This window comes from Marinifilum breve (assembly GCF_003202155.1).
GTDB classification, from domain to species: Bacteria; Bacteroidota; Bacteroidia; order Bacteroidales; family Marinifilaceae; genus Marinifilum; species Marinifilum breve.
This window is the reverse complement of record NZ_QFLI01000004.1, coordinates 402,316-428,212: the sequence shown is the minus strand read 5'-3', so window position 1 is coordinate 428,212 and position 25,897 is coordinate 402,316. Positions and strand designations below refer to the sequence as shown.

The window sequence follows — 25,897 nt, the reverse complement described above, 5'->3', positions numbered from 1 at the left end:
TTTGTATCTCAGATGATAATATTTCGTAAATTTGGTTCAGTCAAAAGATGTTGATATGTACGTGAACCATACTTTAACATACAGTTACCGCAGACTTTTTAGTTGTTTAATAATCTATTCTTAAACAATTGTCCTTCCAATGGCAATGTGTTGGTGCACCTTGCTGTCACAAGCTACATTTTATTTTTAAGTACTGATATTCCTAGCTGGAATGCATATGCAGTACCCAAAAACATCGTTTCGAATAGATTAATAGAAAAACAATGACAATAGATAAAACCATTCCGCAAAGAGCGGCAAAGTCGGGAAGTAACTTCGATAAAAACAACGGACAAGGTCCGGGCATGAATGATAGAATAAAGCAACTAAGAAAAGTAAGTGTTGATACTGAACCATCACTTTCTATTGAGCGTGCTTTAATCGAAACTGAGTTTTACAAGGAAAATTACGGCAAATACTCAATTCCAGTATTGCGTGCCAAAACTTTCTACGAAATATGTAAGCACAAAACCATTTACATTGGCAATGGCGAATTGATCGTTGGGGAGCGTGGGCCTTCACCAAAGTCGGTTCCAACTTTTCCTGAGTTAACCTGCCACAGTGTTGATGACTTAAATGTTTTAAATACTCGCGAGTTGCAGCGCTATACCATTTCACAGGAAGATATTGATACTTATGCCAAGGAAGTGATCCCTTACTGGGAGGGTCGTACCCAAAGAGAAAGAATTTTTAATCATGTACCAGAGGAGTGGAAGGCAGCATACGAGGCAGGTTTGTTCACTGAGTTTATGGAACAGCGTGCACCAGGTCACACTACTTTAGATGGTAAGATTTATAAAAAAGGCTTACTGGAATTTAAGAAAGACATTCAGGACCATATCGATCGTTTGGATTACATGAACGATGATGAAGCTACAGATAAATTAGAGGAGCTTCAGGCAATGGCCATCTCTTGCGATGCAGCAATTTTATTATCAGAACGTCATGCAGATTTGGCTGAAGAATTGGCGGCAAAAGAAGAAGATGAAAGCAGAAAAGCAGAATTACTGAAAATTGCAGAAGTTTGTCGTTGGGTTCCTGCCAATGCACCAAGAACATTCTGGGAAGCCATTCAAATGTACTGGTGGATGCATTTGGGAACCATTACAGAATTGAATGGTTGGGATGCCATGAATCCAGGTCATTTCGATCAGCACCTTGAACCTTTCTACAATAGAGAATCGGCAGAAGGAAAACTAAGCAGAGATGAGGCCAAAGAATTGCTTTCTTGTTTCTGGATTAAGGTGAACAATCAGCCAGCACCTCCAAAGGTTGGAATTACAGCTCGTGAGAGTGGAACTTACAATGATTTTACCAACATTAACATTGGTGGTGTAAGAAAAGATGGATCAGACGGGGTAAGCGAGGTTTCCTATATCATGCTTGACATTATTGAAGACCTTCATATTTTACAGCCAGGTAGCTCCATTCATATTAGTTCGAGAACTCCTGAAAGATTTTTAAAAGCAGGATGTAATGTAATTCGTCAGGGACATGGTTATCCTTCTGTATTTAATCCGGATGTTTACATCATGGAGATGTTGGGACATGGAAAAAGCATTGAAGATGCTCGCGAAGGTGGATGTAGTGGTTGTATTGAAGTTGGAGCCTTTGGTAAGGAAGCTTACGTGTTGACTGGATATTTGAATGTTCCTAAAATTCTTGAGGTAACCTTAAATAACGGAATCGATCCGGTAACTGGCAAAAAAGCAGGTATCGAAACAGGAGATCCAAGAACATTTACTTCTTACAACGAGTTATACGAGGCATTTTTGAAGCAATTGAATTTTGTTGTCGATCAGAAAATCAGGGTGAGCAATTACATTGATCGAATGTTTGCCAAATATGCGCCAGCTCCTTTGTTGTCTGTATTAACTGATGATTGTATTGCTCGAGGTAGAGATTATTATAATGCTGGTCCGCGCTACAATACCAACTATATTCAGTGTACTGGATTGGGAACGGTAACCGATAGTTTATCAACCCTAAAGAAACATGTTTTCGAGGATAAGAATTTTAGTATTGATACCATCTTGGATGCAGTTGCAATCAATTTTGAAGGAGAAGAGGTATTGCGTCAAACCATTTTGAACAATACGCCATTCTTCGGAAATGATGACGATTATGCAGATGATATCGCCTTAAAGGTATACAACGATTTGTTTGCAGCAATTGATGGAAAACCAAATACCAAAGGAGAAACTTTCCATTTGAATATGCTTTCGACTACTTGCCACGTTTACTTTGGTAAAGTTATGGGAGCCACTCCAAATGGTCGTTTGGCAGGAAAATCCATTTCTGATGGAACTTCTCCATCTCATGGTTGCGATACGCACGGACCTTCAGCAGTAATCCGATCGCTTACCAAATTGGATCACACGAAATCAGGTGGAACTTTGTTGAATCAACGTTTCTTGCCAAGTTTGTTGAAGCGTGATGAAGACATTGCCAAACTATCGAAATTGATCAGAAGTTATTTCTCATTGGGAGGACATCACATTCAGTTTAATATTGTGGATACAGCAACCTTATTGGCTGCACAAAAAACACCTGAAGATTATAAGGATTTACTGGTGAGGATGGCAGGATATAGCGATTACTTTAATGATATGAATGCAGATTTGCAGCAGGAAGTAATCGACAGAACAGAAAATGAATCGTTTTAATGAGTAAAGCATTAATTTTTGATATAAAAAGATATGCAATCAATGACGGACCGGGAATTAGAGTGACAATCTTTTATAAAGGTTGTCCTTTGTCCTGTGTCTGGTGTCATAACCCAGAAAGCATATCGCCCTATGCACAAAAAATGTATACCGAATCGAAATGCATAGGTTCGGTAAAGTGTGTTGAAATTTGTCCGGAATCGGCATTGAAACTTACGCGTCAAGGTATTGTAACTGATATTGAAAAGTGTACTTTGTGTGGTAAATGTGCCATGGTTTGTCCTACCAAAGCCATCGAAATGTCTGGGAAAGTATACTCAAGCGATGAGTTGATGAAGATTATTGAAAGGGAAACTATATTCTTTGATCACTCGGAAGGTGGCGTTACTTTTTCGGGAGGCGAACCTTTAATGCACTACAAGAGCTTAATTGAAATTCTGGATAAATGTGCTGAAAAAGACATTCACCGAGTTGTGGATACCACCTTGTTTGCCAAATCAGAAGTGGTATTGGAAGTGGCCAAGCGAACCAATTTGTTTTTGGTTGACTTTAAAGCTTTCGAGTCGGAGGTGCACAGGAAATATACAGGAGTAAATAATGAATTGATATTGAAAAATATCCAGTTGCTGGCTGAAAACAATGCTGACTTTATCATCAGAGTACCCTTTATAAAAGGGGTAAATGCTGATGAGGAAACGATAGAAAGAATGGCGGATTTCTTGTCTACAATTCCATGGAAACGCAAGGAAGTGAATTTATTGCCTTATCATGATGTGGGAAAACACAAGCATACAAAATTGGGATCGGAGTATTTGGTGGAAAATATGGAAATTCCAAGTGAGGATGAATTAGCAAGAGCACAAGAAATATTTACTGAGTATGGAATTTCAGCAAGCGTTGGCGGGTAAGAAATAATAAAATAATATTGGTTTGGAGAGCAGTGGTACCATTATGGTATTGCTGCTTTTTTATTTAGAATCATTTAAAATAAATTCTATCTTTAATGAATGTTACACCTTCGCGAGAGATATGAATTTGTATTGGCCATGGTTTTATTAGTCTGCCTACTACCAATTCAATCTTGCTCTCAGCATAAAAAGAAACAGATGAAAGTTCAATATACAAACCGATTGGCTCAGGAAAATAGTCCTTACTTGTTGCAGCATGCGCATAATCCAGTTGATTGGTATCCATGGGGAGAAGAAGCTTTGCAAAAGGCAAAAGATGAGAATAAAGTAATACTGGTTAGTATTGGTTATGCTGCCTGTCATTGGTGTCATGTAATGGAACGTGAGAGCTTCGAGAATGAAGAGATTGCTAAAATTATGAACGAATTTTTCGTTTGTATAAAGGTAGATAGGGAGGAGCGACCAGACATTGATAGAATCTACATGGATGCCGTGCAATTGATGACGGGTAGTGGTGGTTGGCCACTCAATTGTTTTGCCATGCCCGATGGAAAACCATTTTTTGGAGGAACCTACTTTCGACCAAATGATTGGGTGAGAGTTTTGCAGGGAATTCAAAATGCTTGGTTAAGCGAGAAAGATAAGGTTGAAAAAGTAGCTGATCAGATTTCAGAAGGAGTAAGAAGCAATGAATTGATTGAAGTAAGATCGGAGCTTAAGCAATTTAATATAAACGATGTGAAATCAGGTTATGCAAATTGGCAAAAGGATTTCGATAAAGTTGAAGGTGGCAATAATCGTGCCCCTAAATTTCCATTGCCAGGTTCTCTTCAGTTTTTGCTTCGATATTATCATGCCTGCAAAGATCGATCAGCTTTAGATCATGTGGTACTTACACTGGATAAAATGGCGGCAGGAGGAATTTATGATCAAATTGGAGGTGGATTTGCCAGATATTCGGTGGATGCCATTTGGAAAGTTCCGCACTTTGAGAAAATGCTTTACGATAATGCTCAATTGGTAAGTTTATATGCCGAGGCGTATAGTCTGACGAAAATTCCAGAATACAAAAGGGTAATTGAAGAAACTTTGGCTTTTGTTGATCGGGAATTGAGCTTGCCCAATGGAGGATTTTATTCTTCTTTGGATGCCGATAGTGAAGGTGTTGAAGGCAAATTCTATGTTTGGGAAAAATCAGAAATTGAAGGTGTTTTAAATGAAGATGCTGATTGGTTTTGCGAGTATTTTGGAATCACTGAAAAAGCGAATTGGGAAGAAGGAAACATTTTAATGATTTCAGCCGATAAAAAAGAACTTGCTGCGAAATTGGGAATTACCACAGAACAATTTGATGAGAAAATAAAGAAAGCTTCGAATCAATTGTTGTTGAAGCGTGAAGAAAGAATTCGCCCGGGTTTGGATGATAAAGCTTTAACTAGTTGGAATGCATTGATGATTAAAGGATATGTGGATGCTTACAAGGCATTGGGAAAACAAGAGTACCTGGAAAGAGCAGAGAAAGCTATGGGTTTTATTGAGACAAATTTGGTAAAAGGAGAAGGTCATTTACACCGAAATTACAAGGATGGAGTTTCGAAAATCAATGCTTTTCTGGATGATTATTCTTTTACTATTGAATCCTATATAGCCTTATACCAAGCCAGTTTTAAAGAAGATTATTTAATTAAAGCTGATGGACTGATGAAGGAGGTGATGTCACATTTTTCAGACGAAAAATCAGGAATGTTTTTTTATACATCCGATGAAGATCCTGAATTGATAGCGAGAAAAATGGAATTGATGGACAATGTAATTCCATCATCAAACTCTTCCATGGCAAAATCTTTATTTCTTTTGGGAACATACTTGGAGGAAGAGGCTTATATTGAAAGATCGAAGCAAATGCTTGCCAATGTTTACGAACGAATGTTAAAAGTGCCATCCTATCATTTTAATTGGGGACAATTGTTCTTTAACTTGGCAAATTCTACTTACGAATTGGTAGTAGTGGGTGATTTGGCAATAGGAGAAAAACAAAAATTAGAATCACTCTTTTTGCCCAATGTGCTTATTTCCGGAAGTTTAACCGAGAGTGATTTGCCTTTGCTAAAAAATCGTTATGTCCCAAAGCAAACAACTTTTTATCTTTGTAAAAATAGAACGTGTAAAATTCCCGTTACTAGTGTAGAGGAATTACTCAAACAGTTACAAGAAGAATTCAAGAATAAATAAAGTGGATGCAAATAATCAGCCATTTAAGAGCAGAAAGCACATTGTTCAGGCTTTGCGATCTTAAAAATGAGAAATTTGCGACCTTTGCGTGAAAATAGATAAACTAAAAACCAAATAATAATGACAAGCAAAACAATCCGTAATCTACTATTAACAGGCTTGGTATTTGTATTGGCAGCCTGTGCTACTGTACCAATCACTGGGCGTAAACAAATGAATCTTTTCCCAGAACGTGAAATGATTGCAACAAGTCTTACGCAATATGATGCCTTTTTAAAGGAGAATAAACTTTCGAAAGACAAAGCGAAAGTTGCCATGGTTAAATCATGTGGAGATCGTATAGCCAAGGCGGTAGAAGAATTCATGAATGCCAATGGAATGGGAGATAGAGTTGCCAATTTTCAATGGGAATTTAATTTGGTTGAAGATGACACACCAAATGCCTGGTGTATGCCTGGAGGAAAAGTGGTTTTCTATACAGGGATTTTACCATACACTCAAACTGAAACCGGATTAGCGGTAGTTATGGGACACGAAATTGCTCATGCCGTAGCACGTCATGGTAATGAACGCATGAGTCAGCAAATGGGAATACAGGCTTTAGGACAAGGTTTGGCAATTGCTTTAAACGAAAAACCTGCAGAAACTCAACAGATTTGGATGACTGCTTTTGGAGTTGGTGCTAATGTTGGTGTGATGCTGCCTTTCTCTCGTTCTCATGAAAACGAAGCTGATAAAATGGGATTGATTTTTATGGCAATGGCAGGTTATGATCCATCGGAAGCTGTTGAATTTTGGAAGCGTATGGGAGAAAGTGGTGGACAAAAGCCACCGGAATTCCTTTCGACTCACCCGGCAGACGATACACGTGTGGCAAATCTAAAAGCATTCCTTCCGGAAGCAATGAAATATTACAAAAAGAGATAAGCAGTTACTTAAAAATATATTTGAGTATCAAATCTAGGTCCTCGAGTACCAAAATTAGGTCCTGAAGGACCATAAATACATCCTTCAAGACCTCCAAAACATCTTAAAGGATCTCCAAGACATCCTGAAGGACCAAAATTAGGTACTGAAAGACCTTCAAAACATCTTAAAGGCACTAAAAAACATCCTCGAGGACCAAATTTACATCTTCGAGGATGTTTTTTAGGTACCCATTGGGGGTAAAAACATCCTGTTTGGGGGTCGGGAGGTACCCATTGGGGGTTGAAAGGTACCCTTTTAAAGAGCAAATGTCATTTTCGAAATTCTTCCTTGTTTTCCAGATGTTCCGAATTCCAAATTTCTTCTGGAATGCTGTCATCATCTTCAGGAAGGATTACCTGAGGTTTTTGTGGTCCTTCGTTTCGATAGGCTAAAGCATAAGTTAATCCGGAAATGGCTCCAAATAGATGCCCTTCCCAGGAAACATCCTTTAGGATTGGAAATACACCCCAAAATAATCCACCATAAAGAAAGACCACAACAAATGAAATGGCTATTAGCCTGTAATAATTGCGGAAAATACCACTAAAAAACAGGAAAGAAGCGAATGAGTATACCAATCCGCTGGCACCAATATGATAGGCTTCTCGTGCTCCTACCCAAACCAGTATGTTGGTAGTTAGGTAGCAAAGAATAAAAATTCGGTAAGACAGAGGTCGATAGAAATAAAAGATTCCCCAACTCAGTACAAGAAAAGGAACCGAATTGGCCATTAAATGCTGAAAGTCTCCGTGAATTAAAGGACTTGTTATAATTCCCAATAAACCTTTTACATGTAATGGAAAAACACCCAGTTGTGTGAAGTTTAAACCCAATCCCCATTCAAAAATCTTAATCGCCCAAATGAGAATCAAAAAAGCGAGTGGAAAAATTAAACTGTGTTTCAGTTTTAATTGTTCAAATTCCTTGTTGTATGGTTCAGGTCTTCTCAAATAGATTACTGGTTGATTTCACTTTCATTGTTAGCAACTTCCGGAATAAATTCAGGAGCTGATTTGTCCACCAATTTACCATCGATACATTCTACGGTTCTGGCAGGGAATTTTTTTAGCAAATCGTGTTGGTGAGTTGCCATGATTACAGTTCGCCCGTTTTTACTAATGTCCATCATTAACTGCGCCAGTTCATCCGAGGTTTCAGGATCTAAATTACCAGTTGGCTCGTCAGCAAGAATAATATCAGGAGAATTTAATAGAGCGCGAGCAATTACAACACGCTGCTGCTCACCTCCCGATAGTTCATGAGGCATTTTATAACCTTTATTACCCATGTGAACCTTTTCCAGAACCTCGACAATTCTGTTTTCGATTTCTTTTTTGTTTTTCCAACCCGTTGCTTTTAAAACAAATTCCAGATTATCTTTCACCGATCGGTCGGTAAGTAGCTGAAAATCCTGAAATATAATTCCTATTTTTCTTCGCAGAAAAGGCACTTGCTTGCGCTTGATGATTGGAAGGTAATATCCAGCTACCGAACCGCCACCTTCTCTTAATGGCAAATCTGCATATAAAGTTTTTAGTAGACTCGATTTTCCACTTCCTACTTTACCAATTAAATAAACAAATTCGTTTTTCTCGATTTTCAGATTTACATCGGTAAGAATAATGTTATCCGCTTGACGGATAGTAGCATTTTTCAATTCTATTATTGCAGATTCTGACATTTGTGTTCGTTTTGCGAGTTGTAATAAATACGTCGATTTACAAATCTAAAAAATTATTTCTCGTATCACTTTTTTCTTCCTCATTAATTCTTAACAAAAGAGACAATTTTTCTGAAGAAGCTTCGTTTGAAAGTACTATAAAGAAGTATATTATTTTTACCTTTAAGGCTGGTTTTAAAAATTACGAAATACTGCAAGTTTAGTACATTTCGGAATCATTAATTCACTCAATAATACCTACACACAAAAGCATGAGAAGCAGATATTTATTATGGATTTTTTTGTCGCTACTTTTGATAAGTATCAACAATCCATCGCAAGCTCAAAAATCTTTAAATCATTATTCCGATTCTCAAATTTGGCAATCGGCCAATGAAAAGTTTCAAAACAAGAATTTTGGAGCTGCTCGCAAAGAGTTTCAAGAGTTTATAAATAGAAATAGCACCGAGTTTTCCGAAAAAAGATCACAAGCAGAGTTTTACATGGCGCTTTGTTCTATTGAATTGTTTCGCCCTGGTGCTGAAGAGGAGATGAAAACATTCATCAGGAATTATCCTGAAAGTAATAAAATTCAATTGGCCTATTTTCAATTGGGACGCCAGCAATATCGCAATAAAAAATACAAAGCAGCATTGTTGTGGTTCAAGCAGGTTGATCCTTATTTGTTAAAAAATGATGATTTAACTGAATATCGATTCAAAATAGCTTACTCATATTTCCGAAAAGCAGATTATGAGAATGCCAGAAAGAATTTTTACGAGATTATTGAAGTATCGGGCGATTACAATGCTCCGGCAAATTACTATTATGCGCACATTGCCTACTTAAATAAGAACTACCAAACCGCTTTAAGCGGATTTGAAAAATTGGAGTCCAATAAAACATTTGCTCCAATTGTACCTTACTACATTTGCCAGATTTACTTTTTGCAGGAGAGATATCAGGATCTTTTAAGTTATGCTCCTAAATATTTGGAAGATGCAAGTGTGAAGCGTCAGGATGAAATTGCCAAGATGATTGGTTTGGCTTACTACCAGGAAAAGGAATATGCCAAAGCCATTCCATATCTTGAAAAAGGAAAGAAGAGCTTGGTTCGCGAAGAGAGATTTGCTTACGGATACTGTCTTTACAAGCAGAAGAAATATGAAGCGGCCGTTCCACAGTTCGAAAAAGTGGGAGGTGAAGATGATGAAATGCTACAGGTAGCGACTTTCTGTTTGGCAGATTCTTATTTAAAATCAGGAATTAAAAATGGAGCCAAGGCGGCATTTGCCAGCGCAGCAAGAATGGATTTCGATGCAAATATGCAGCAAGATGCTTTGTTCAATTATGCCAAGCTAACTTACGAATTGTCTTATTCTCCTTTTAACGAAACCATAAAGGCTTTTGATGAGTATTTGCAAAAGTATCCAGATTCGGACCGAAATGATGAGGCTTACGATTACTTGGTGAAGGTATATATGACCACCAGAAATTATTCGGATGCCATTACTTCCATGGATAAGATCAAGAATAAAACACCAGAAATTGAAAAGGCTTACCAACGTGTATCTTATCTTCGTGGTTTGGAGTTAATGAAACAGTTGAAGTATGAAGAAGCAATTCAAGCTTTCGATTTATCATGGAAATATCGCATGTACAATTCCAATATTTCAGCCGACAGATTATATTGGAAAGCGGAAGCGAACTATCGATTGGGAAATTTGAAGGATGCAATTACTCAGTTCAAAACTTTCTTGGTTTCGCCAGGATCGGGAACTTCTGAGTATTTTGGACAAGCTTATTACAATATTGCTTATGCCAATTTCGATTTGGATAACTATGATGAGGCATCCGACTGGTTTAGAAAGTTTGTAAATCAGGCCAACGAAAAGGATGAGTTTGTTTCGGATGCATACAATCGAATTGGTGATTGTTACTTTTTAGATAGAGAATACAACAAAGCAGCAGAATTTTATGCGAAGGCAGCTGCTACAACAGGTTGGGATGCTGATTATGCCTTGTATCAACAAGCTTTCTGTATGGGATTAATGAATCAACCGAATGAAAAAGCCAGATTGCTTGAGCAAGTGAAAACGAAATACCCAACTTCTCAATATTCTGATGATGCTTTGTACGAGTTGGCAAGAGCCATGGTGAAAATGGACAAGCAACGTGAGGCTGTTGGTTTGTATCACGAGTTGGTTAAAAATCATCCGAAAAGTAGTTTTGCTGCAAAATCATTGGTACAATTGGGTTTGATGAACTACAACCTGAAAGAATATAAAAAAGCCATTTTAAATTATAAGGCAGTAATTACTGAATATCCGCAAAGTCAAGAAAAACAAAGTGCATTAATTGGTCTTAAGAATGTATATGTCGATTTAAATAAAGTGAATGAGTATTTTGCATTTGTTGAATCGGCGGGAAATGGTTCAATGGTGAGAAGTTCTGAGAAAGATTCATTGACTTATATCTCTGCAGAAAGATTGTATATGTCAGGTGAAACAGATCAAGGGATCAAAGCTTTTGAGAATTATCTGTCGAGTTTTCCTGCAGGTATGTTCAGGTTAAATGCTCAATATTACAAGGCTGATGCTGCATTAAATAGTGAGGACTATGACAATGCTCTGATTGGATTTGAAGAGGTGATTAATCAACCAGATAATTTATTTACGGAAAAAGCTTTGTTGGCGGCTTCTCAATTAAATTTTAGAAATAAAAGTTTTGATAGATCTAAAAATCAATATCAGCGATTAATAAAAACTGCAGAGATTCCTGAAAATATTAATGTTGCTAAGGTTGGTTTAATGCGTTCAGTATACAATTTGGGCGAGTTCGATTTGGCTGTTGATGCTTCAACTGATGTGTTGGAGATGCCTAAAATTCAGGAAGAGATGATTCGCGAAGCAACTTTTAAAAGAGCCAAGTCTCATTTGAATTTGAATAGAAAGGCACATGCTTTAAAAGATTTCAAAAGCTTATCGAAGGAAGTTCAAAGTATTGAAGGAGCTGAGGCGAAATTCAGAATTGCAGAAATTTCCTATGCTCAAAACAAATTCGATGAAGCAGAGAAAGAAATAAACAACTTTATTGAAATGAATTCGCCGCATCATTATTGGTTGGCGGAAAGTTTCTTATTGCTTTCGGATGTGTTCCTAAAAAAGAATGATGAATTCCAGGCCAAATATACACTGCAAAGTATTGTAGACAATTATGGCTCAAAAGAGGATGGCATAGTAGAACGCGCTCAGGAAAAACTGAACGTTTTATTGGAAGCTGAAAAGCAGAAAGAAAAGGAAGTTGCCAGTCAATCGGTAGAACTTCAGTTCGAAGGAACAGATAGTATTCAGAATAAAAAACTATTCGAAGAAAACTCTGCAAAGACTGACTCCTTAGGATTAGATGAGGAACGATTGATGTTGCAGGAAATGTTGGAAGAAGAAAAAGAAGATGAGTAGCATGATAATTAGAGAAACAATGTTGAAAAAGATTTTATTAGCAATTGTAGTTATCGGATTTTCCTACTCAATTGCCTTGTCACAAGAACAAAGAGAATTAGATAAAGAAGTTAAGGTAAGAACGACTTATCAGCCGAAAATAAATAAGGCTTTAAGGTTGGGTAAACTTCCTGTAATTAAAGATACAAGTACATTTACGCCAAGTTTTGATTACTTTATTCAGGCAAAACCTTTAAATGTTGGCTTTTCGCCTGCCGAGATTCCAGCTGCTAAAATTGTAGGGGAACCACTAAAAAAACTGAATTCGCATACTTTAACTTTAGCTGGAGGAAATTACTCTACTCTTTTTGGAGATTATCGATTTAACAATCAGCGATCGAAAACTGCGGATATAGGTTTTCACTTGAGGCATTATTCAACCAATGGAAAAATAAAATTAGAGGATGATGATAAAGTGAAACCTGATTTTTCTGAGCAATTGGCTGAAGTATATGGAACAGCATATCTTGATGAAGGAAAGGTATCAGGAAGATTGTTTTACAAGCATACAGGATTTAATTATTTCGGCTTTCCGCAACTAGATGATATTGAGGAAACCACTACCAATTTATTTCCTTACGATGAGCAAAAATTAAACAATTTTGGTTTGAATGCTTTGTATCAATCTAATTTTAAAGATGAGGAACAATTGAATTTCGGTTTGGGATTAAAGTATGAGCACTTTTCAGATGATATCGATGCAAAAGAGAATGATATTTTAATCTCAGGAAATGCCAGGATTAGAAGAGGAGATGCATTTTGGAGCTTAAGATCAGAGTTTGATTATTTTGCCATTGATGGTTTAAATCATTTGGAAGATTCAAACTGGGTTACCGAAAGAAAGACTTTAAAATGGAGTTTAAATCCTCAATATCTGTTGCAAACCGGAAACTTTAACCTTCAGTTGGGAGTGAATGCAGTTTTGGCAACAGGAGATGATTCTGAAACCAAATTGTATCCAGATGTAAAAGTGGATTTTGAGGCAATTGACGGAATTATGAGCTTGTTTGCCGGATTGAATGGCGATTTAAAGATGAATCGTTACAAAGATATTGTAGAAGAAAATCGATTCATTTATTCTGGCTTGAACGTTTTGCCAAGTAATGTGAAGTATAAACTATTTGGTGGAATTAGAGGAAGCATGTCTTCCAATTCATCATTTACCTTAAAGGCAGAATATTCAGCTATCGACAATCAATATTTCTTCGTTCAAAACAACATCTTAATTCCCCAGGGAATGACGATTTCAGGTGTTCCATATTCCAATAAATTTGGAATTGTTTATGATGATGTAAATGTACTTCGATTGGGAGCTGAATTAACCATTGGATGGACCGAGAAGTTGGAATTAAACTCATCAGTTTGGTACAACAACTATTCAATGGATGAATTGGGAGAAGCTTGGCACATGCCGGAATTCGAGATGCAAGTCAGTGCAAAATATTCTTTTACTGATGATTTAACTTTTAATGCTGGTGTTAATATGATTGGAGAGCGTTCTGCTTTATTGGTAAGATATGATTTAACCAGAGTAGAAAAGTTAGAAGCGGTTTATGATTTAAATGTTGGAGCAACTTATAGTGTGAATGAGTATTTTTCAGCTTTTGCACAAGTGAATAACCTTTTTGCTGATAAATATTATCAGTGGGATGGATATCCTTCTCAAGGACTTAATTTCTTGCTCGGAATAAAAGTTAATCTATAGGAATTAAAAAATAACAAAACATGAAGGGATGTCATTACTGGCATCCCTTTTGTTATTACTGACGATAATATATTGTAGATTGAATAGTTTTTACTAGCTTTATTTTAATTAAACATTCTCAACCACATGAATTTAAATTGTATTTCACGATATAAGAGCGTTATTATCTCATTAGTTGCTTTGTTATTGATATCGGGTTCGGTGTTTGCTCAAGAGGCAGAACGCTGGAAATTATCAGTTAATAACGACAGGAAACCCTTAGAGATTTTAATGGATATTGGTGAAAGCGATCTTGGAGTTACCTACTTGTTTGATATCACCAGAGATACTTTAAACATGTCGTTTGTAGCAGAAGAGGCGCTTAGCTGGAAAAAACACGGTGTTAGTGTATATGCTATGCCTAAAGGCAAGGAGGTGCTAAAATTAAAATTAGACGATGAAGATTTGGAAAATGTGCAGGTCGTATTTTATAGAATGTGGAAGGCTATGCCCAAAGGCTTTAAAAATGTAACAAGCTTGTTTGAATTGCGCGAATATGGTGTTACAGAATCAGGAAAGAAAGTAGATAACTTCATCATCAAATTTAAAATGAAACGACCACGAAGAGGACAATCGATTTCCTTTTAATATGGTGATTTTCAAATAAACATAAACTTAATTTGGGTTTTACTAGTTTTTGCGATTAAATTGCCTTCGTCAAAAACCGCTATTGCGTATTATTTTTAATGATTTTCCTGCCTTTAGATTCATCATTTTTATTATCTTTGTTTAACTTTTGCTTCTTGGCTCTTGTTGGATGGTAAGATGTTGATATTTAAGAGTTTTGATCTTGTGTATGAACGGTTCATTTTCCAACTATTGAGAATTAAAATACAAGCCATTAAGCATTCTGAAATTTGCACAAAAAATATTAGAATTTAGAATCTATAATCAGAACCTATTTTTTGATTGTCTTCTAATTTCTTTTTCGAAAAACTAAAGATCTGTTAGATGAGTGATTTAGAAAATAAACCAAATGGAAATGCTGAATATTCCGCGGATAGTATTCAGGTTTTAGAAGGTTTGGAAGCGGTTCGTAAACGCCCTTCCATGTACATTGGAGATGTTAATGTTAAAGGTTTACACCATTTGGTGTATGAGGTGGTAGATAACTCGATTGATGAGGCTCTTGCAGGTTACTGTAAGAATATTGAAGTTTTTATCAACGAGGACAATTCTATTACAGTTAAAGATGATGGACGTGGTATTCCAACTGAAATTCATCAGAAAGAGAAAAAATCAGCACTTGAGGTAGTAATGACTGTACTGCATGCTGGTGGTAAATTTAATAAAGATTCATACAAAGTTTCTGGTGGTCTGCACGGTGTTGGTGTTTCTTGTGTAAATGCATTGTCAACTCACTTGCGTGCCGAAATTCACCGTGAAGGTAAGGTGTATTTGCAAGAGTATTCGCAAGGAAAACCTTACGATGATATCAAAGTTATTGGTGAAACAGATGTTACCGGAACTATAGTATCGTTTAAGCCAGACGAATCAATTTTCTTAACCACAGAATACAAATACGATATTCTGGCGGCAAGAATGAGAGAGTTAGCTTTCTTGAATAAAAATATTCGTTTGAACATTACCGATAAACGTGAACAGAATGAAGAAGGAGAGTATCGTAGTGATTCTTTCTATTCTGAAGAAGGTTTGAAAGAGTTTGTTGAATATCTGGATACAACTCGTGAGCGTTTAATTGAAGATACAATTCATGTTTCAACAGAAAAGAATGAGGTTCCTGTTGAGATAGCACTTCAATACAATACTTCTTTCTCTGAAAACATTCATTCGTACGTTAATAATATCAACACTATCGAAGGTGGTACTCACCTTACAGGTTTCCGTAGAGGTTTAACTCGTACTTTAAAGAACTTTGCTGAGAAATCAGGAATGTTGGCTAAGCTGAAATTCGATATTAGTGGGGATGACTTCCGTGAAGGTTTAACTGCGGTTGTATCTGTAAAAGTTGCAGAACCTCAATTCGAAGGACAGACAAAAACAAAATTAGGTAACTCTGAAGTTTCTGCGGCAGTTGATCAAGCTGTTAGTGCTTCTTTATCGAACTACTTAGAAGAACATCCAAAGGATGCTAAAACTATTGTTCAGAAGGTGATTATGGCGGCTACGGCACGTCATGCAGCTCGTAAAGCAAGAGAATTAGTGCAAAGAAAAACGGTTCTTGGTGGTTCAGGTCTTCCTGGTAAATTATCTGACTGTTCTGATAAGGATCCAGCAAACTGTGAGATTTTCCTTGTCGAGGGAGATTCGGCAGGTGGTACTGCTAAGCAAGGTCGTGATCGTAAATTTCAGGCTATTCTTCCTTTGAAAGGTAAGATTTTGAATGTTGAAAAAGCGATGCAACATAAGGTGTTCGAAAGTGATGAGATTAAAAATATCTTTACAGCTTTAGGAATTACTTTTGGAACAGAAGATGACAGCAAGGCTGTTAATATGGAAAAGCTACGTTATCACAAGATTGTAATCATGTGTGATGCCGACGTCGACGGTAGCCACATTGCAACTTTGATTATGACATTCTTCTTCCGTTACATGAAGCCGCTTATCGAAAATGGATACTTGTACATTGCAACTCCTCCATTGTATTTGGTGAAAAAAGGAAAGAATGCAGAATATTGCTGGAATGAGGATCAAAGACTTCGCTTGATTGAAGAGTGGGGTGGAGGAAAAGAAAGTTCTATGCACATCCAGCGTTACAAAGGTCTTGGTGAGATGAGTGCGGAACAATTATGGGAAACTACAATGAATCCTGAATTCAGAACTTTACGCCAGGTAACTATCGAAAATGCAGCTGAAGCTGATCATGTATTCTCAATGTTGATGGGAGATGAAGTTCCACCACGTAGAGAATTTATTGAGAAAAATGCAACTTACGCTAATATTGATGCATAAGTTTTAAATACAAAACAGAAGCCCTTGAGAATTTCTCAAGGGCTTTTTTGATAATTGTTCAAATCAGTTTTTGGTTTTTATCAAATGATAATTGCTTAGATGTATCTTTTGGCTTTCATTAAATGATAATTGTTCGAAAAACATTTTTTTAGCCTTTTATTAAATGATAAAGGATCAAAAATCAATATTTTACCCTTTCATTAAATGATAACGCTCTTAAAAAGGCATTTGGTTTTCATTAAATAATAACAAGTCGAAGTATATTTTATATATTTTGTCTTTGAGAAATCACTACTAAATCAAGATTAAAAATGAATATCTGTGTATTTTGTTCTTCAAGCAATTCCTTGGATAAAGTGTATTTTAACGAAGCTACTGAGCTCGGTAAACTAATTGGTTCAAATCATCATGGATTGGTTTATGGAGGAACCAATGTTGGCCTAATGAATGAGGTTGCTGAATCTGTTAAAAAATCAGGAGGAAAAGTTCTAGGAGTAATTCCAAAGCTGATTAATGATTATGGAATTTCTGCCGACTTTTTGGATGAATTAGTTATAACACCAGATATGGCTGAAAGAAAAAAACTGCTGCGCGATAAATCGGATGCTTTTATTGCCCTTCCTGGTGGTTTTGGAACTTTGGAGGAAATATTAGAGGTAATTACATTAAAGCAATTGGGCTATCACAATAACCCCATTGTATTTATTAATACAAATGGCTTTTATGAGAATTTAAAAGCTCAATTTGAACTATCCTATCAAGAAAAGTTTGCTAAGCCTGAATACAGCAAGTTGTTTTTCTTTGCCAATAATTTTCAAGATGCTATGGATTACATTGAGAATTATAAGCAAGAGAAACGAGGTACTAAATGGGATTAGTTAATTGAGAATTGCTTATTGATGGAATCCAATAAGGTTTTGGTCTTAACTGGTTTTACAAGGTAATCGTCGCAACCTGCATCAAAGACTTTGGTTTTATTTTCTGTTTCAACAAAAGCAGTTTGTCCAATAATAGGAATTGCAGCATTTCTGTGTTTGATTCTTTTGGTAGCCTCGTAGCCGTTCATAACCGGCATTTGAATGTCCATTAAAACGATATCAACCTTAACCGATTCGCACAATGAAATGGCTTCAATGCCATTTTTAGCCCAAAATATTTGAGCTTGTGTGTGCTCTAGTGCTGTTTTAAAATAGGTGAAGTTGTTTCTTTGATCATCAACAATCAGGATTTTCTTGCCACTCCAATTGTAATGGTTTTCCTTTTGTAACTCATCTTCTTTATCCAAGCTAAATGGGAACTGTATGTAAAAACAAGTTCCTTCATTTTCCTTTGATTCTACTCTTATTTTACCACCAAGAACCTCAGTTAGTCGGTGAGTAATTGTTAGACCTAATCCGGTTCCTCCATATTGTCTCGTGTCCGATCCATCAATTTGTCGGAAAGACATAAAGATATCTTTTAAAGCACTCTCAGGAATTCCAATGCCGGTATCTTTTACATATATTTCAATGGCAGATTCATTTTCTATGGTTTGATATCCAAATTCTATTGATCCCTCATTCGTAAACTTAATGGCGTTATCTAACAGGTTGGATAAAAGTTGTTCTAACCTTTTTGCATCGGTAAATAAAAGAGCATCTTTATCGCTTAATGCTTTTTGTACTTGTAGCGTGATGTGAGATTTATTGATACTATTTTTTAGTCCATAAAATTTCTCAAATAGAACAGTAAGAATGCCATTTAAATTATAATTTGCCCAATTCAAATTGATTTGTCTCGCTTCAATTTTTGACAAATCAATAATGTTATTGATAAGCTGTAATAGGTTGTTACTGCTTTGTTTTATTAGTTCTCCATATTCAAGTCTTTCATTATCATTGATGTGTTGGGAAGTCATAATATCGGTAAATCCGATAATATGATTCATTGGAGTTCTAATTTCATGAGACATGTTTGCCAAGAATGCGGATTTTAAAAGATCTGATTCCTCGGCCTTATTTTTAGCTTCGGTTAAGTGTTGCTCGTAAAGCTTTCGTTGTGTGATGTCACGGTAAATTCCAAAAATAGCAATAGGTTTATCATCAATTATAATAGGATTTCCCACAATTGATACATCAATCAACTCACCAGTTTTGCACTTGCGTTTTGTTTCTATTTCAACAAGTCGCCCATTGGTAGTTAAGGTGTTTAATTTATTTGCTTCACCTTGTCTTTCTTCATCAGCAAGTAAATTGTCAATCACCACGCCTTTTATATCTTCCGAAGTGTAGCCAAAGAGTTCTGTGAATTTCTTATTGATTTTAATTCCTTTACTTTCATTATCGGTAATAGCAATAGCTTCAGGAGAATTTTCGAATAACTGCTCAAAATATGCGGTTTCAATATTTAATTGTCGCTCAATTTTTTCACGTTTCGAAATCATTTGATTGGCTAGTTCTCCTAACTCTTTGTATTCCTTGAATTGTAGTGTGGATGTATTTATTCTTAGTGATTCGGTAGCTGCTTTTTCAAAAAAACGAGTAAATATATGTAAACCATTTTTTGTAATTCGAACTACATATCGAGAGAAAATGATAATGCAAATTACAACCAGTATAACCAAAATTATTCCATTCAAGATATAGTGGTTTACATTTGCTTGTAATTCATCGTTTCTATCTTTTATGGCCTGATTCAATTCTTCCAAATGAATGCCAGAACCTATAACCCATTGCCAGTCTTTGTAAGCTTTTGCATAAGTTAATTTTGGTAAAAGTAGTTCCTTTGAGTTGGCAAAAGGCTCAAGATATTCAATAAAACCACCTTCAGAATCAGTTCCTCTGGAAATGAATTGTTTTACAATCTTGTTCCCATTTTCATCAGATGTGGTCCATAAATTTTTTCCTATTAATGCTTTATTGGTGTGGGCAAGACATGTTCCGTCAAAGCTAATAACTGCAATTGTGAAACTATCATCAAATCGTAAATCGGTAATTTTAGCTAAGATTTTCTCCTGAATTTCAAGCTTGTAATTATTTACGTATTGCGTGCAGCCAATGTACCAATCAAATTCTTTAAAAAGTTTAACAAATGAAATTTTGGGGTGAATTTTCTGATTGTTTTCAGCTTGCCAAGAATAGTCGGTATAACCTTCTCCCGCTGACTTTGCAGTTTCAATTTCATTTTGAATAATCGGAACACCATAAACATCTTTTACTTGGAGTTTGTTTCGTCCAATCCACTCAGGATTTTCAGGATCCATAACTACGGTTCCATTTAATTTATTGATGTAGAAATAACCATCACCATTATTAAAACGAACCGATTTTAATGCATTGATTATTAATTCCTGAAGCTCTTTTTTTGACAGTTTGTCTTTATAGCTTTTATATAGGTTAGTTGCTATGCTGTGTGCTTCGTAAACTCTACTACTTATATCTTTCTTTAAAAGGTTTCTGGTTTGTAGCCTTTCATTTTCAATATAGTTGATAAGGGTTTGCGTTTCTTGTTGTAAGGTTTTCTTCTGGTTTTTTAAGAAATCTTGCCTAATTTGAAGTGACTCACGTTGAAATTTTTGTTTTTCCTGTTGAATGACAAATAAGCCAAAAACAAGAATTAATCCCATTGAAATGGAAAGCAATGAAAAAAGAAAAACTTTTGAAATGCTTTTGTTATTAAAGAGTTTAGTGAGAACGAACTTCATACAATCGAAACAGCGATTTTAAATGTTTACAGTACCTGAAAATACTTTTGTTGCAGGCCCAATAAGCCAGACATTATTAATATTTTGTGTGTCTATTCTTTCAAATCGAACCTCAAGGTTTCCACCTTTGGTTGTTATTTTGAAATGTTCTTTGTTTTTTTCAAATCCAGAGCTAATTGCCGATGCAACTACACCAGTACCACAAGAATAAGTTTCATCTTCTACTCCTCGTTCGTAGGTGCTAACTTGTAAACCTTCATCATTAAAAGAAACAAAATTTACATTTGTGCCTTCCTCTGCAAACCTTTCGTTGTATCGAATGGCTTTCCCATTTTTGAAGGTGTCAAAGTTTGCATGGGAATCAATGAATTTAACGTAGTGCGGCGAACCGGTATTCATGTAGTAATGACTTTCTCCCTTTTCAATACCAGATACATTAATCATTTTAAGGCTTACCTGAACAAAACTATCTTGATCCTTTACCAATGCTTCATGTTCTCCATCTACTGCAATGAATAATGCCTTATCATTGATAATTCCTAGATGATATGCAAAAGCAACAATACATCTGCCACCATTTCCACACATGCTAGCTTCACCACCATCCGAATTGAAGTACCTCATTCGAAAATCATAACCTTCAGCATTCTCTAATAGCATTAATCCATCTGCACCAATTCCAAATCTTCTATGGCATAAGTGTTCAATCAACTTTTTGTTATCTGGGGATATAATATTATTGCGGTTATCAATTAGAACAAAATCATTTCCAGTTCCCTGATATTTCCAAAATTTAATCTGCATTCTTGTCTAATCCTGTTAATAAGTGTTAAATACGTTAAAATTCAAAACACTTCTAAACTTATATCGTTAAAATTGTAGCATAAAAGTAAGAATCTTATTGGTTTTACCCTTATTTCCAAAAGTGAAAAGTGTAAGAATTTGATGAATGTTAATTCAATGATAAATAACTATTGATTATATGAATCTGATTTCGTAACTTTTTATGTTCGAAACAGGATGTGTAAATTGCCGATAAGATGGATCCTAAGTTTCACTCTTAAAATTTTTATTGCATTATGAAAGCTAAAATGTTTTTCGGAAGAGTTTTAACTGCATTATTTGGTGGTGGTATTGCCATTATTTTATTTGTATTATTTGTTGATAAAGAAGAGAAAATTATCACCATAAAGGAGCCAAATGCGATACAATTAACAAGTCTTCCACAAAATGTAACAGGTCAAATTGATTTAACTCTGGCTGCAGAGTCATCTGTGAAATCAGTAGTACACGTAAAAACTCTATATACAAACGAAGAATATCAATCAAATCCATTCTATGATTTTCTATTCGGAAATAGTAAAAGAGACTTTAAACCACAACCAAGCTTGGGTTCAGGATCGGGCGTAATTATTTCTGATGATGGTTACATCGTGACAAACAATCATGTAGTGAGAGGTTCAAATTTAATTAATGTGGTTTTACAAGATAAAAGATCCTATGAGGCGAAGTTGGTAGGGCAAGATCCATACACTGATTTGGCATTGATTAAAATTGAGGAAGATGATTTACCAGCTATGAGTTTTGGAAATTCTGATGAGTTGAAATTAGGAGAATGGGTATTGGCAGTTGGAAATCCATTTAACTTGACTTCCACAGTTACAGCGGGTATTATTAGTGCTAAAGCCAGAAATATTGGAATTATGAGAGAAGGAAGTCTGAGCATTGAATCATTTCTTCAGACTGATGCTGCTGTAAATCCTGGTAATAGTGGGGGAGCTTTGGTTGATACAAAAGGAAGGTTGGTTGGAATTAATACAGCAATTGAATCGAGAACAGGTTCTTATTCTGGTTACTCTTTTGCAATTCCTGTAACAATTGTAAAAAAGGTGATAACAGATTTAAAAGAATTTGGTAAGGTACAAAGAGCTGTTATTGGAGTGGTTATTCAAACTGTCGATGCTACATTAGCTGAAAATAATGGTTTAGAGAAAATTGAAGGTGTATATATTAGTGGAATAACCGAAGATGGAGCAGCGGAAGAAGTTGGTATGAAAAAAGGTGATGTTATCCTTGAGATTAATAGTACAGAGGTCAATTCAAATGCTGAGTTGCAAGAGCAAGTAAGCAAGTATCGTCCTGGAGATGAAATAGAAGTTTTAATAAAAAGAGATGGCAAAAAGAAACAATTTGATGTCGTTTTACGTAATAGGTTAGGAAATACGGAAGTGATAAAATCAAGTGATTTAGCTTTTCTAGGTGCTGAATTCGAGCCAATTTCTGCTAAAGAGAAGTATCGACTTCAAATAAATAGGGGAGTTAAAGTGAAGAGTCTGCGCAGTGGGAAGTTGAAAGAGGAGAATATTAGAGAAGGTTTTATTATTTACAAAATTAACAATACACCAATTTATAAAGTAAAAGATATTGAAGAGGCCTTGCAAAGCGTTAAGGATGGCGGAGTGTTTATTTCTGGTATATATCCTGATGGTAGCGTGAAGTACTATGCCTTTTCTCTTAAGGATAACGAATAGAAATCAAACGAGAAAAATATAAATATTCGAATAAAATGACAATTAATTTTGACTTTTTTTATTAAAAAGTCTAATTTTGCGAAATATTTTCGATGAAAAGGGACTATGAGACAATTAAAGATAACTAAATCAATTACCAATCGTGAGAGTGCGTCGTTGGACAAGTACTTACAAGAGATTGGTAAAGAAGATCTTATTACAGTTGAGGAAGAGGTTGAATTGGCGCAGCGAATCAAAAAAGGCGACCAAAGAGCTTTGGAAAAATTAACCAGAGCGAATTTGCGTTTCGTTGTTTCTGTGGCTAAGCAGTACCAAAATCAGGGATTGAGTCTACCTGACTTGATCAATGAAGGAAACTTGGGATTGATTAAAGCAGCAGAAAAGTTTGATGAAACTCGAGGATTTAAATTCATTTCTTATGCTGTATGGTGGATTCGTCAGTCTATCCTTCAGGCTTTGGCAGAGCAGTCTCGAATCGTTCGATTACCATTGAACCAGGTTGGTTCGTTGAACAAGATCAACAAAGCATTTTCGAAATTCGAGCAAGAACATGAAAGAAAGCCATCTCCTGAAGAATTAGCAGAGTCCTTGGAGTTACCTGCAGATAAAGTTGCAGATACACTACGTGTTTCAGGTCGTCACATTTCTGTCGATGCTCCGTTTGTTGACGGAGAGGACAACAGTTTGTTGGATGTATTGGTGAATGATGATTCTCCAATCGCAGACAGAAGTCTCTTGAATGAGTCCTTAACCAGAGAAATTGATAGAGCTTTAGCTACTCTAACCGAGAGAGAAAGTGATATTATTAAGTTGTTCTTCGGTATTGGAATTCAAGAAATGACCTTGGAAGAAATTGGCGAAAAATTCGGATTGACACGTGAACGTGTTCGTCAGATTAAAGAAAAAGCGATTCGTCGTTTGCGTCATACTTCACGGAGCAAATTATTGAAATCATATTTGGGATAACAGATCCCGCGAGATAACTAAAGCAGTTTCGAAAGAAACTGCTTTTTTATTGTCTTTTATTTTGAGTTTTTCTCTTTTAATTGTTCCTGTAGTTTGTACATCTCATCTCGATATTGAGCAGCTTGCAAGAAATCCATATCTTTTGCAGCTTTTTGCATCAACTTCTTCGTTTTCTCAATACTCTTTTCCAAGTTTTCTTTGCTCATGTATTGTACGACAGGATCTGCAGCAATTTCAACAGTTTCAGGTCCTGCATATGCATTTGGTTCGGCTTTCTGACTTTGTTCAATAATACTTTTCTTTGATTTTACAATTTGCTGTGGTGTAATGCCATGTTTCTCGTTGTAAGCCAATTGTTTCTCACGACGTCTGTTGGTGGAATCAATGGTCTCCTTCATCGATTTGGTAATCTTATCCGCATACATGATTACTTTTCCATTTACATTACGTGCGGCTCTACCTGAGGTCTGAATCAAAGATCTTGTAGATCGAAGAAATCCTTCTTTATCAGCATCCAATATTGCAACCAGTGATACTTCTGGCAAATCCAAACCTTCACGAAGTAAGTTTACACCAATTAAAACATCGAACTCTCCATTTCTGAGGTCTTCCATAATTTTAATTCGATCTAATGTGTCAACATCAGAGTGAATGTAGCGGCATCGAATACTTAAATTGGCAAAATATTCAGATAATTCTTCAGCCATTCGTTTGGTAAGAGTAGTAACCAGTGTGCGTTCATCTTTTTCAGTCCTTTCATTGATTTCGGCAATTAAATCGTCAATCTGATTTAAGCTTGGGCGAACATCAATTTGAGGATCAAGTAGTCCTGTAGGACGAATTACCTGTTCCACCACTACACCTTCGCATTTTTCCAGTTCGTAATCAGCTGGAGTTGCACTCACATATATAGTCTGACTGGTTACTTCTTCGAATTCTTCAAATTTTAAAGGTCTGTTGTCCAATGCTGCAGGCAGTCTAAACCCATATTCCACCAAGTTTATTTTCCTAGAATGATCGCCACCATACATGGCACGAATTTGTGGAATAGTAACATGACTTTCGTCGATTACCATTAGAAAATCATCAGGGAAATAGTCGATTAAGCAGAAAGGACGAGTTCCAGCAGGTCTTCCATCGAAATATCTTGAATAATTCTCGATACCAGAACAGTGTCCGAGTTCTCTGATCATTTCCAGATCGAAGCTTACTTTTTCTTCCAATCGTTTTGCTTCCAAATGCTTCCCAATTTCTTTTAAGAAAGCAACATGAGCAACCATGTCATCCTGAATTTGATGTATGGCCGATTGTACTCTATCTTTACTAGTAACAAATATATTGGCTGGGTAAATGGTAATTCGGTCGTAATCTTCAATTTTTAATCCATTGATGGGATCGAAAGAATAGATTTCATCAATTTCATCATCCCAGAAAATAATTCTGTAGGCAAAATCAGCGTAAGCAGGATAGATATCAACAGTGTCACCTTTTACACGAAAATGTCCACGGTCGAATTCCACTTCGTTTCTTGAGTATAGAGCATCCACAAATGCAAAGAGAAGCTTGTTGCGCGAAATAACCTGACCTTTTTCCAAAACCGTAACATTGTTGTGGAAATCTTCCGGGTTACCAATACCATACAAGCAGGAAACCGAAGAAACTACAATAACATCTTTTCTGCCGGAAAGTAGGGCAGATGTTGCACTAAGTCTTAACTTTTCAATCTCATCATTAATAGAAAGGTCTTTCTCTATATATGTATCCGTTACAGGAAGATAAGCTTCAGGTTGATAATAATCGTAATACGAGACAAAATACTCAACGGCATTATCGGGAAAGAAATTCTTAAACTCTCCATAAAGCTGTGCAGCAAGGGTTTTATTATGACTTAAAACCAAAGTAGGCCTTTGAACTTCTTGAATTACATTTGCCACGGTAAATGTTTTACCCGATCCAGTAACCCCAAGAAGAGTTTGAAATGGAGAACCATCGTTCAGACCATTACTAAGTTCTTCAATCGCCTCAGGCTGATCGCCTGTTGGTTTAAATTTCGATACAATTTTAAAATCCATAACCCTCTTTTTCTA

16 protein-coding genes are annotated in these 25,897 nt (G+C 36.0%); 11 read left to right on the top strand and 5 right to left on the bottom strand.

The window, feature by feature from the left end; genetic code table 11:
• Window positions 1–263: 263 nt before the first annotated feature.
• From hypD to DF185_RS11645, 4 genes are all read left to right on the top strand, one after another.
• On the top strand, window positions 264–2,705 hold the full coding sequence (gene hypD, locus DF185_RS11660; protein WP_243421768.1) for a trans-4-hydroxy-L-proline dehydratase: 2,442 nt from the start codon (window positions 264–266) through the stop codon (window positions 2,703–2,705).
• Entirely contained in the window at window positions 2,705–3,613 is a 909-nt protein-coding gene (locus DF185_RS11655) for a glycyl-radical enzyme activating protein (RefSeq protein ID WP_110360920.1), read from the top strand. The genes hypD and DF185_RS11655 overlap by 1 nt, the downstream gene beginning before the upstream one ends.
• Before the next feature lie 198 nt (window positions 3,614–3,811).
• Window positions 3,812–5,845, top strand: coding sequence for a thioredoxin domain-containing protein (locus DF185_RS11650; RefSeq protein WP_110360958.1), 2,034 nt, complete (start codon window positions 3,812–3,814; stop codon window positions 5,843–5,845).
• 120 nt (window positions 5,846–5,965) lie between these two features.
• A complete protein-coding gene (locus DF185_RS11645; protein WP_110360919.1) occupies window positions 5,966–6,772 on the top strand; it encodes a M48 family metallopeptidase in 807 nt (268 codons plus the stop codon).
• Between the two features lie 311 nt (window positions 6,773–7,083).
• Here the strand turns inward: DF185_RS11645 and DF185_RS11640 are convergent, their stop codons facing one another.
• Together DF185_RS11640 and DF185_RS11635 are read right to left on the bottom strand one after the other, a co-directional pair.
• Window positions 7,084–7,764 (bottom strand): rhomboid family intramembrane serine protease, encoded by a 681-nt coding sequence (locus tag DF185_RS11640; RefSeq protein WP_110360918.1) that lies wholly within the window; start codon window positions 7,762–7,764, stop codon window positions 7,084–7,086.
• Between the two features lie 5 nt (window positions 7,765–7,769).
• Complete coding sequence (locus DF185_RS11635) at window positions 7,770–8,495, bottom strand: cell division ATP-binding protein FtsE (protein WP_110360917.1); 726 nt, start codon at window positions 8,493–8,495, stop codon at window positions 7,770–7,772.
• A 251-nt stretch (window positions 8,496–8,746) separates the two neighbouring features.
• On the opposite strand from DF185_RS11635, the gene DF185_RS11630 reads away from it, so the two are divergent.
• The 5 genes from DF185_RS11630 (at window position 8,747) to DF185_RS11610 (ending at window position 17,509) form a co-directional block, all read left to right on the top strand.
• Complete coding sequence (locus DF185_RS11630; RefSeq protein ID WP_110360916.1) at window positions 8,747–11,935, top strand: tetratricopeptide repeat protein; 3,189 nt, start codon at window positions 8,747–8,749, stop codon at window positions 11,933–11,935.
• A 19-nt stretch (window positions 11,936–11,954) separates the two neighbouring features.
• The gene (locus DF185_RS11625) at window positions 11,955–13,679 is read left to right on the top strand and encodes a TonB-dependent receptor (RefSeq protein WP_133250027.1); all 1,725 of its coding nucleotides are present in this window, start codon (window positions 11,955–11,957) and stop codon (window positions 13,677–13,679) included.
• A 126-nt stretch (window positions 13,680–13,805) separates the two neighbouring features.
• The gene (locus tag DF185_RS11620) at window positions 13,806–14,306 is read left to right on the top strand and encodes a hypothetical protein (protein WP_110360914.1); all 501 of its coding nucleotides are present in this window, start codon (window positions 13,806–13,808) and stop codon (window positions 14,304–14,306) included.
• A gap of 363 nt (window positions 14,307–14,669) precedes the next feature.
• Window positions 14,670–16,631 (top strand): DNA topoisomerase (ATP-hydrolyzing) subunit B, encoded by a 1,962-nt coding sequence (gene gyrB / locus DF185_RS11615; RefSeq protein WP_110360913.1) that lies wholly within the window; start codon window positions 14,670–14,672, stop codon window positions 16,629–16,631.
• A gap of 311 nt (window positions 16,632–16,942) precedes the next feature.
• The gene (locus DF185_RS11610; RefSeq protein ID WP_110360912.1) at window positions 16,943–17,509 is read left to right on the top strand and encodes an LOG family protein; all 567 of its coding nucleotides are present in this window, start codon (window positions 16,943–16,945) and stop codon (window positions 17,507–17,509) included.
• Here DF185_RS11610 and DF185_RS11605 read toward each other — a convergent pair.
• Window positions 17,506–20,313, bottom strand: a complete 2,808-nt coding sequence (locus DF185_RS11605; RefSeq protein WP_110360911.1) for a cache domain-containing protein — start codon at window positions 20,311–20,313, stop codon at window positions 17,506–17,508. The genes DF185_RS11610 and DF185_RS11605 overlap by 4 nt on opposite strands.
• 18 nt (window positions 20,314–20,331) lie before the next feature.
• Window positions 20,332–21,117, bottom strand: coding sequence for a diaminopimelate epimerase (gene dapF, locus DF185_RS11600; protein ID WP_110360910.1), 786 nt, complete (start codon window positions 21,115–21,117; stop codon window positions 20,332–20,334).
• A 275-nt stretch (window positions 21,118–21,392) separates the two neighbouring features.
• On the opposite strand from dapF, the gene DF185_RS11595 reads away from it, so the two are divergent.
• Together DF185_RS11595 and DF185_RS11590 are read left to right on the top strand one after the other, a co-directional pair.
• Window positions 21,393–22,844 carry a S1C family serine protease gene (locus DF185_RS11595; protein ID WP_110360909.1) on the top strand — a complete coding sequence of 484 codons (1,452 nt, stop codon included), beginning with the start codon at window positions 21,393–21,395 and terminating at the stop codon, window positions 22,842–22,844.
• Window positions 22,845–22,949: 105 nt separating this feature from the next.
• Entirely contained in the window at window positions 22,950–23,810 is an 861-nt protein-coding gene (locus DF185_RS11590; protein ID WP_054719691.1) for a sigma-70 family RNA polymerase sigma factor, read from the top strand.
• 56 nt (window positions 23,811–23,866) lie between these two features.
• Here the strand turns inward: DF185_RS11590 and uvrB are convergent, their stop codons facing one another.
• Complete coding sequence (gene uvrB / locus DF185_RS11585; RefSeq protein WP_110360908.1) at window positions 23,867–25,882, bottom strand: excinuclease ABC subunit UvrB; 2,016 nt, start codon at window positions 25,880–25,882, stop codon at window positions 23,867–23,869.
• Between the last annotated feature and the right edge of the window lie 15 nt (window positions 25,883–25,897).

Coding starts and splice junctions, on each gene's coding strand:
- DF185_RS11595 (WP_110360909.1), top strand. CDS start 21,393: ATGAAAGCTAAAATGTTTTTCGGAAGAGTTTTAACTGCATTATTTGGT.
- DF185_RS11650 (WP_110360958.1), top strand. CDS start 3,812: ATGAAAGTTCAATATACAAACCGATTGGCTCAGGAAAATAGTCCTTAC.
- DF185_RS11620 (WP_110360914.1), top strand. CDS start 13,806: ATGAATTTAAATTGTATTTCACGATATAAGAGCGTTATTATCTCATTA.
- DF185_RS11655 (WP_110360920.1), top strand. CDS start 2,705: ATGAGTAAAGCATTAATTTTTGATATAAAAAGATATGCAATCAATGAC.
- gyrB (WP_110360913.1), top strand. CDS start 14,670: ATGAGTGATTTAGAAAATAAACCAAATGGAAATGCTGAATATTCCGCG.
- dapF (WP_110360910.1), bottom strand. CDS start 21,117: ATGCAGATTAAATTTTGGAAATATCAGGGAACTGGAAATGATTTTGTT.
- DF185_RS11590 (WP_054719691.1), top strand. CDS start 22,950: ATGAGACAATTAAAGATAACTAAATCAATTACCAATCGTGAGAGTGCG.
- DF185_RS11625 (WP_133250027.1), top strand. CDS start 11,955: ATGTTGAAAAAGATTTTATTAGCAATTGTAGTTATCGGATTTTCCTAC.
- DF185_RS11605 (WP_110360911.1), bottom strand. CDS start 20,313: ATGAAGTTCGTTCTCACTAAACTCTTTAATAACAAAAGCATTTCAAAA.
- DF185_RS11630 (WP_110360916.1), top strand. CDS start 8,747: ATGAGAAGCAGATATTTATTATGGATTTTTTTGTCGCTACTTTTGATA.
- hypD (WP_243421768.1), top strand. CDS start 264: ATGACAATAGATAAAACCATTCCGCAAAGAGCGGCAAAGTCGGGAAGT.
- DF185_RS11635 (WP_110360917.1), bottom strand. CDS start 8,495: ATGTCAGAATCTGCAATAATAGAATTGAAAAATGCTACTATCCGTCAA.
- DF185_RS11645 (WP_110360919.1), top strand. CDS start 5,966: ATGACAAGCAAAACAATCCGTAATCTACTATTAACAGGCTTGGTATTT.
- uvrB (WP_110360908.1), bottom strand. CDS start 25,882: ATGGATTTTAAAATTGTATCGAAATTTAAACCAACAGGCGATCAGCCT.
- DF185_RS11610 (WP_110360912.1), top strand. CDS start 16,943: ATGAATATCTGTGTATTTTGTTCTTCAAGCAATTCCTTGGATAAAGTG.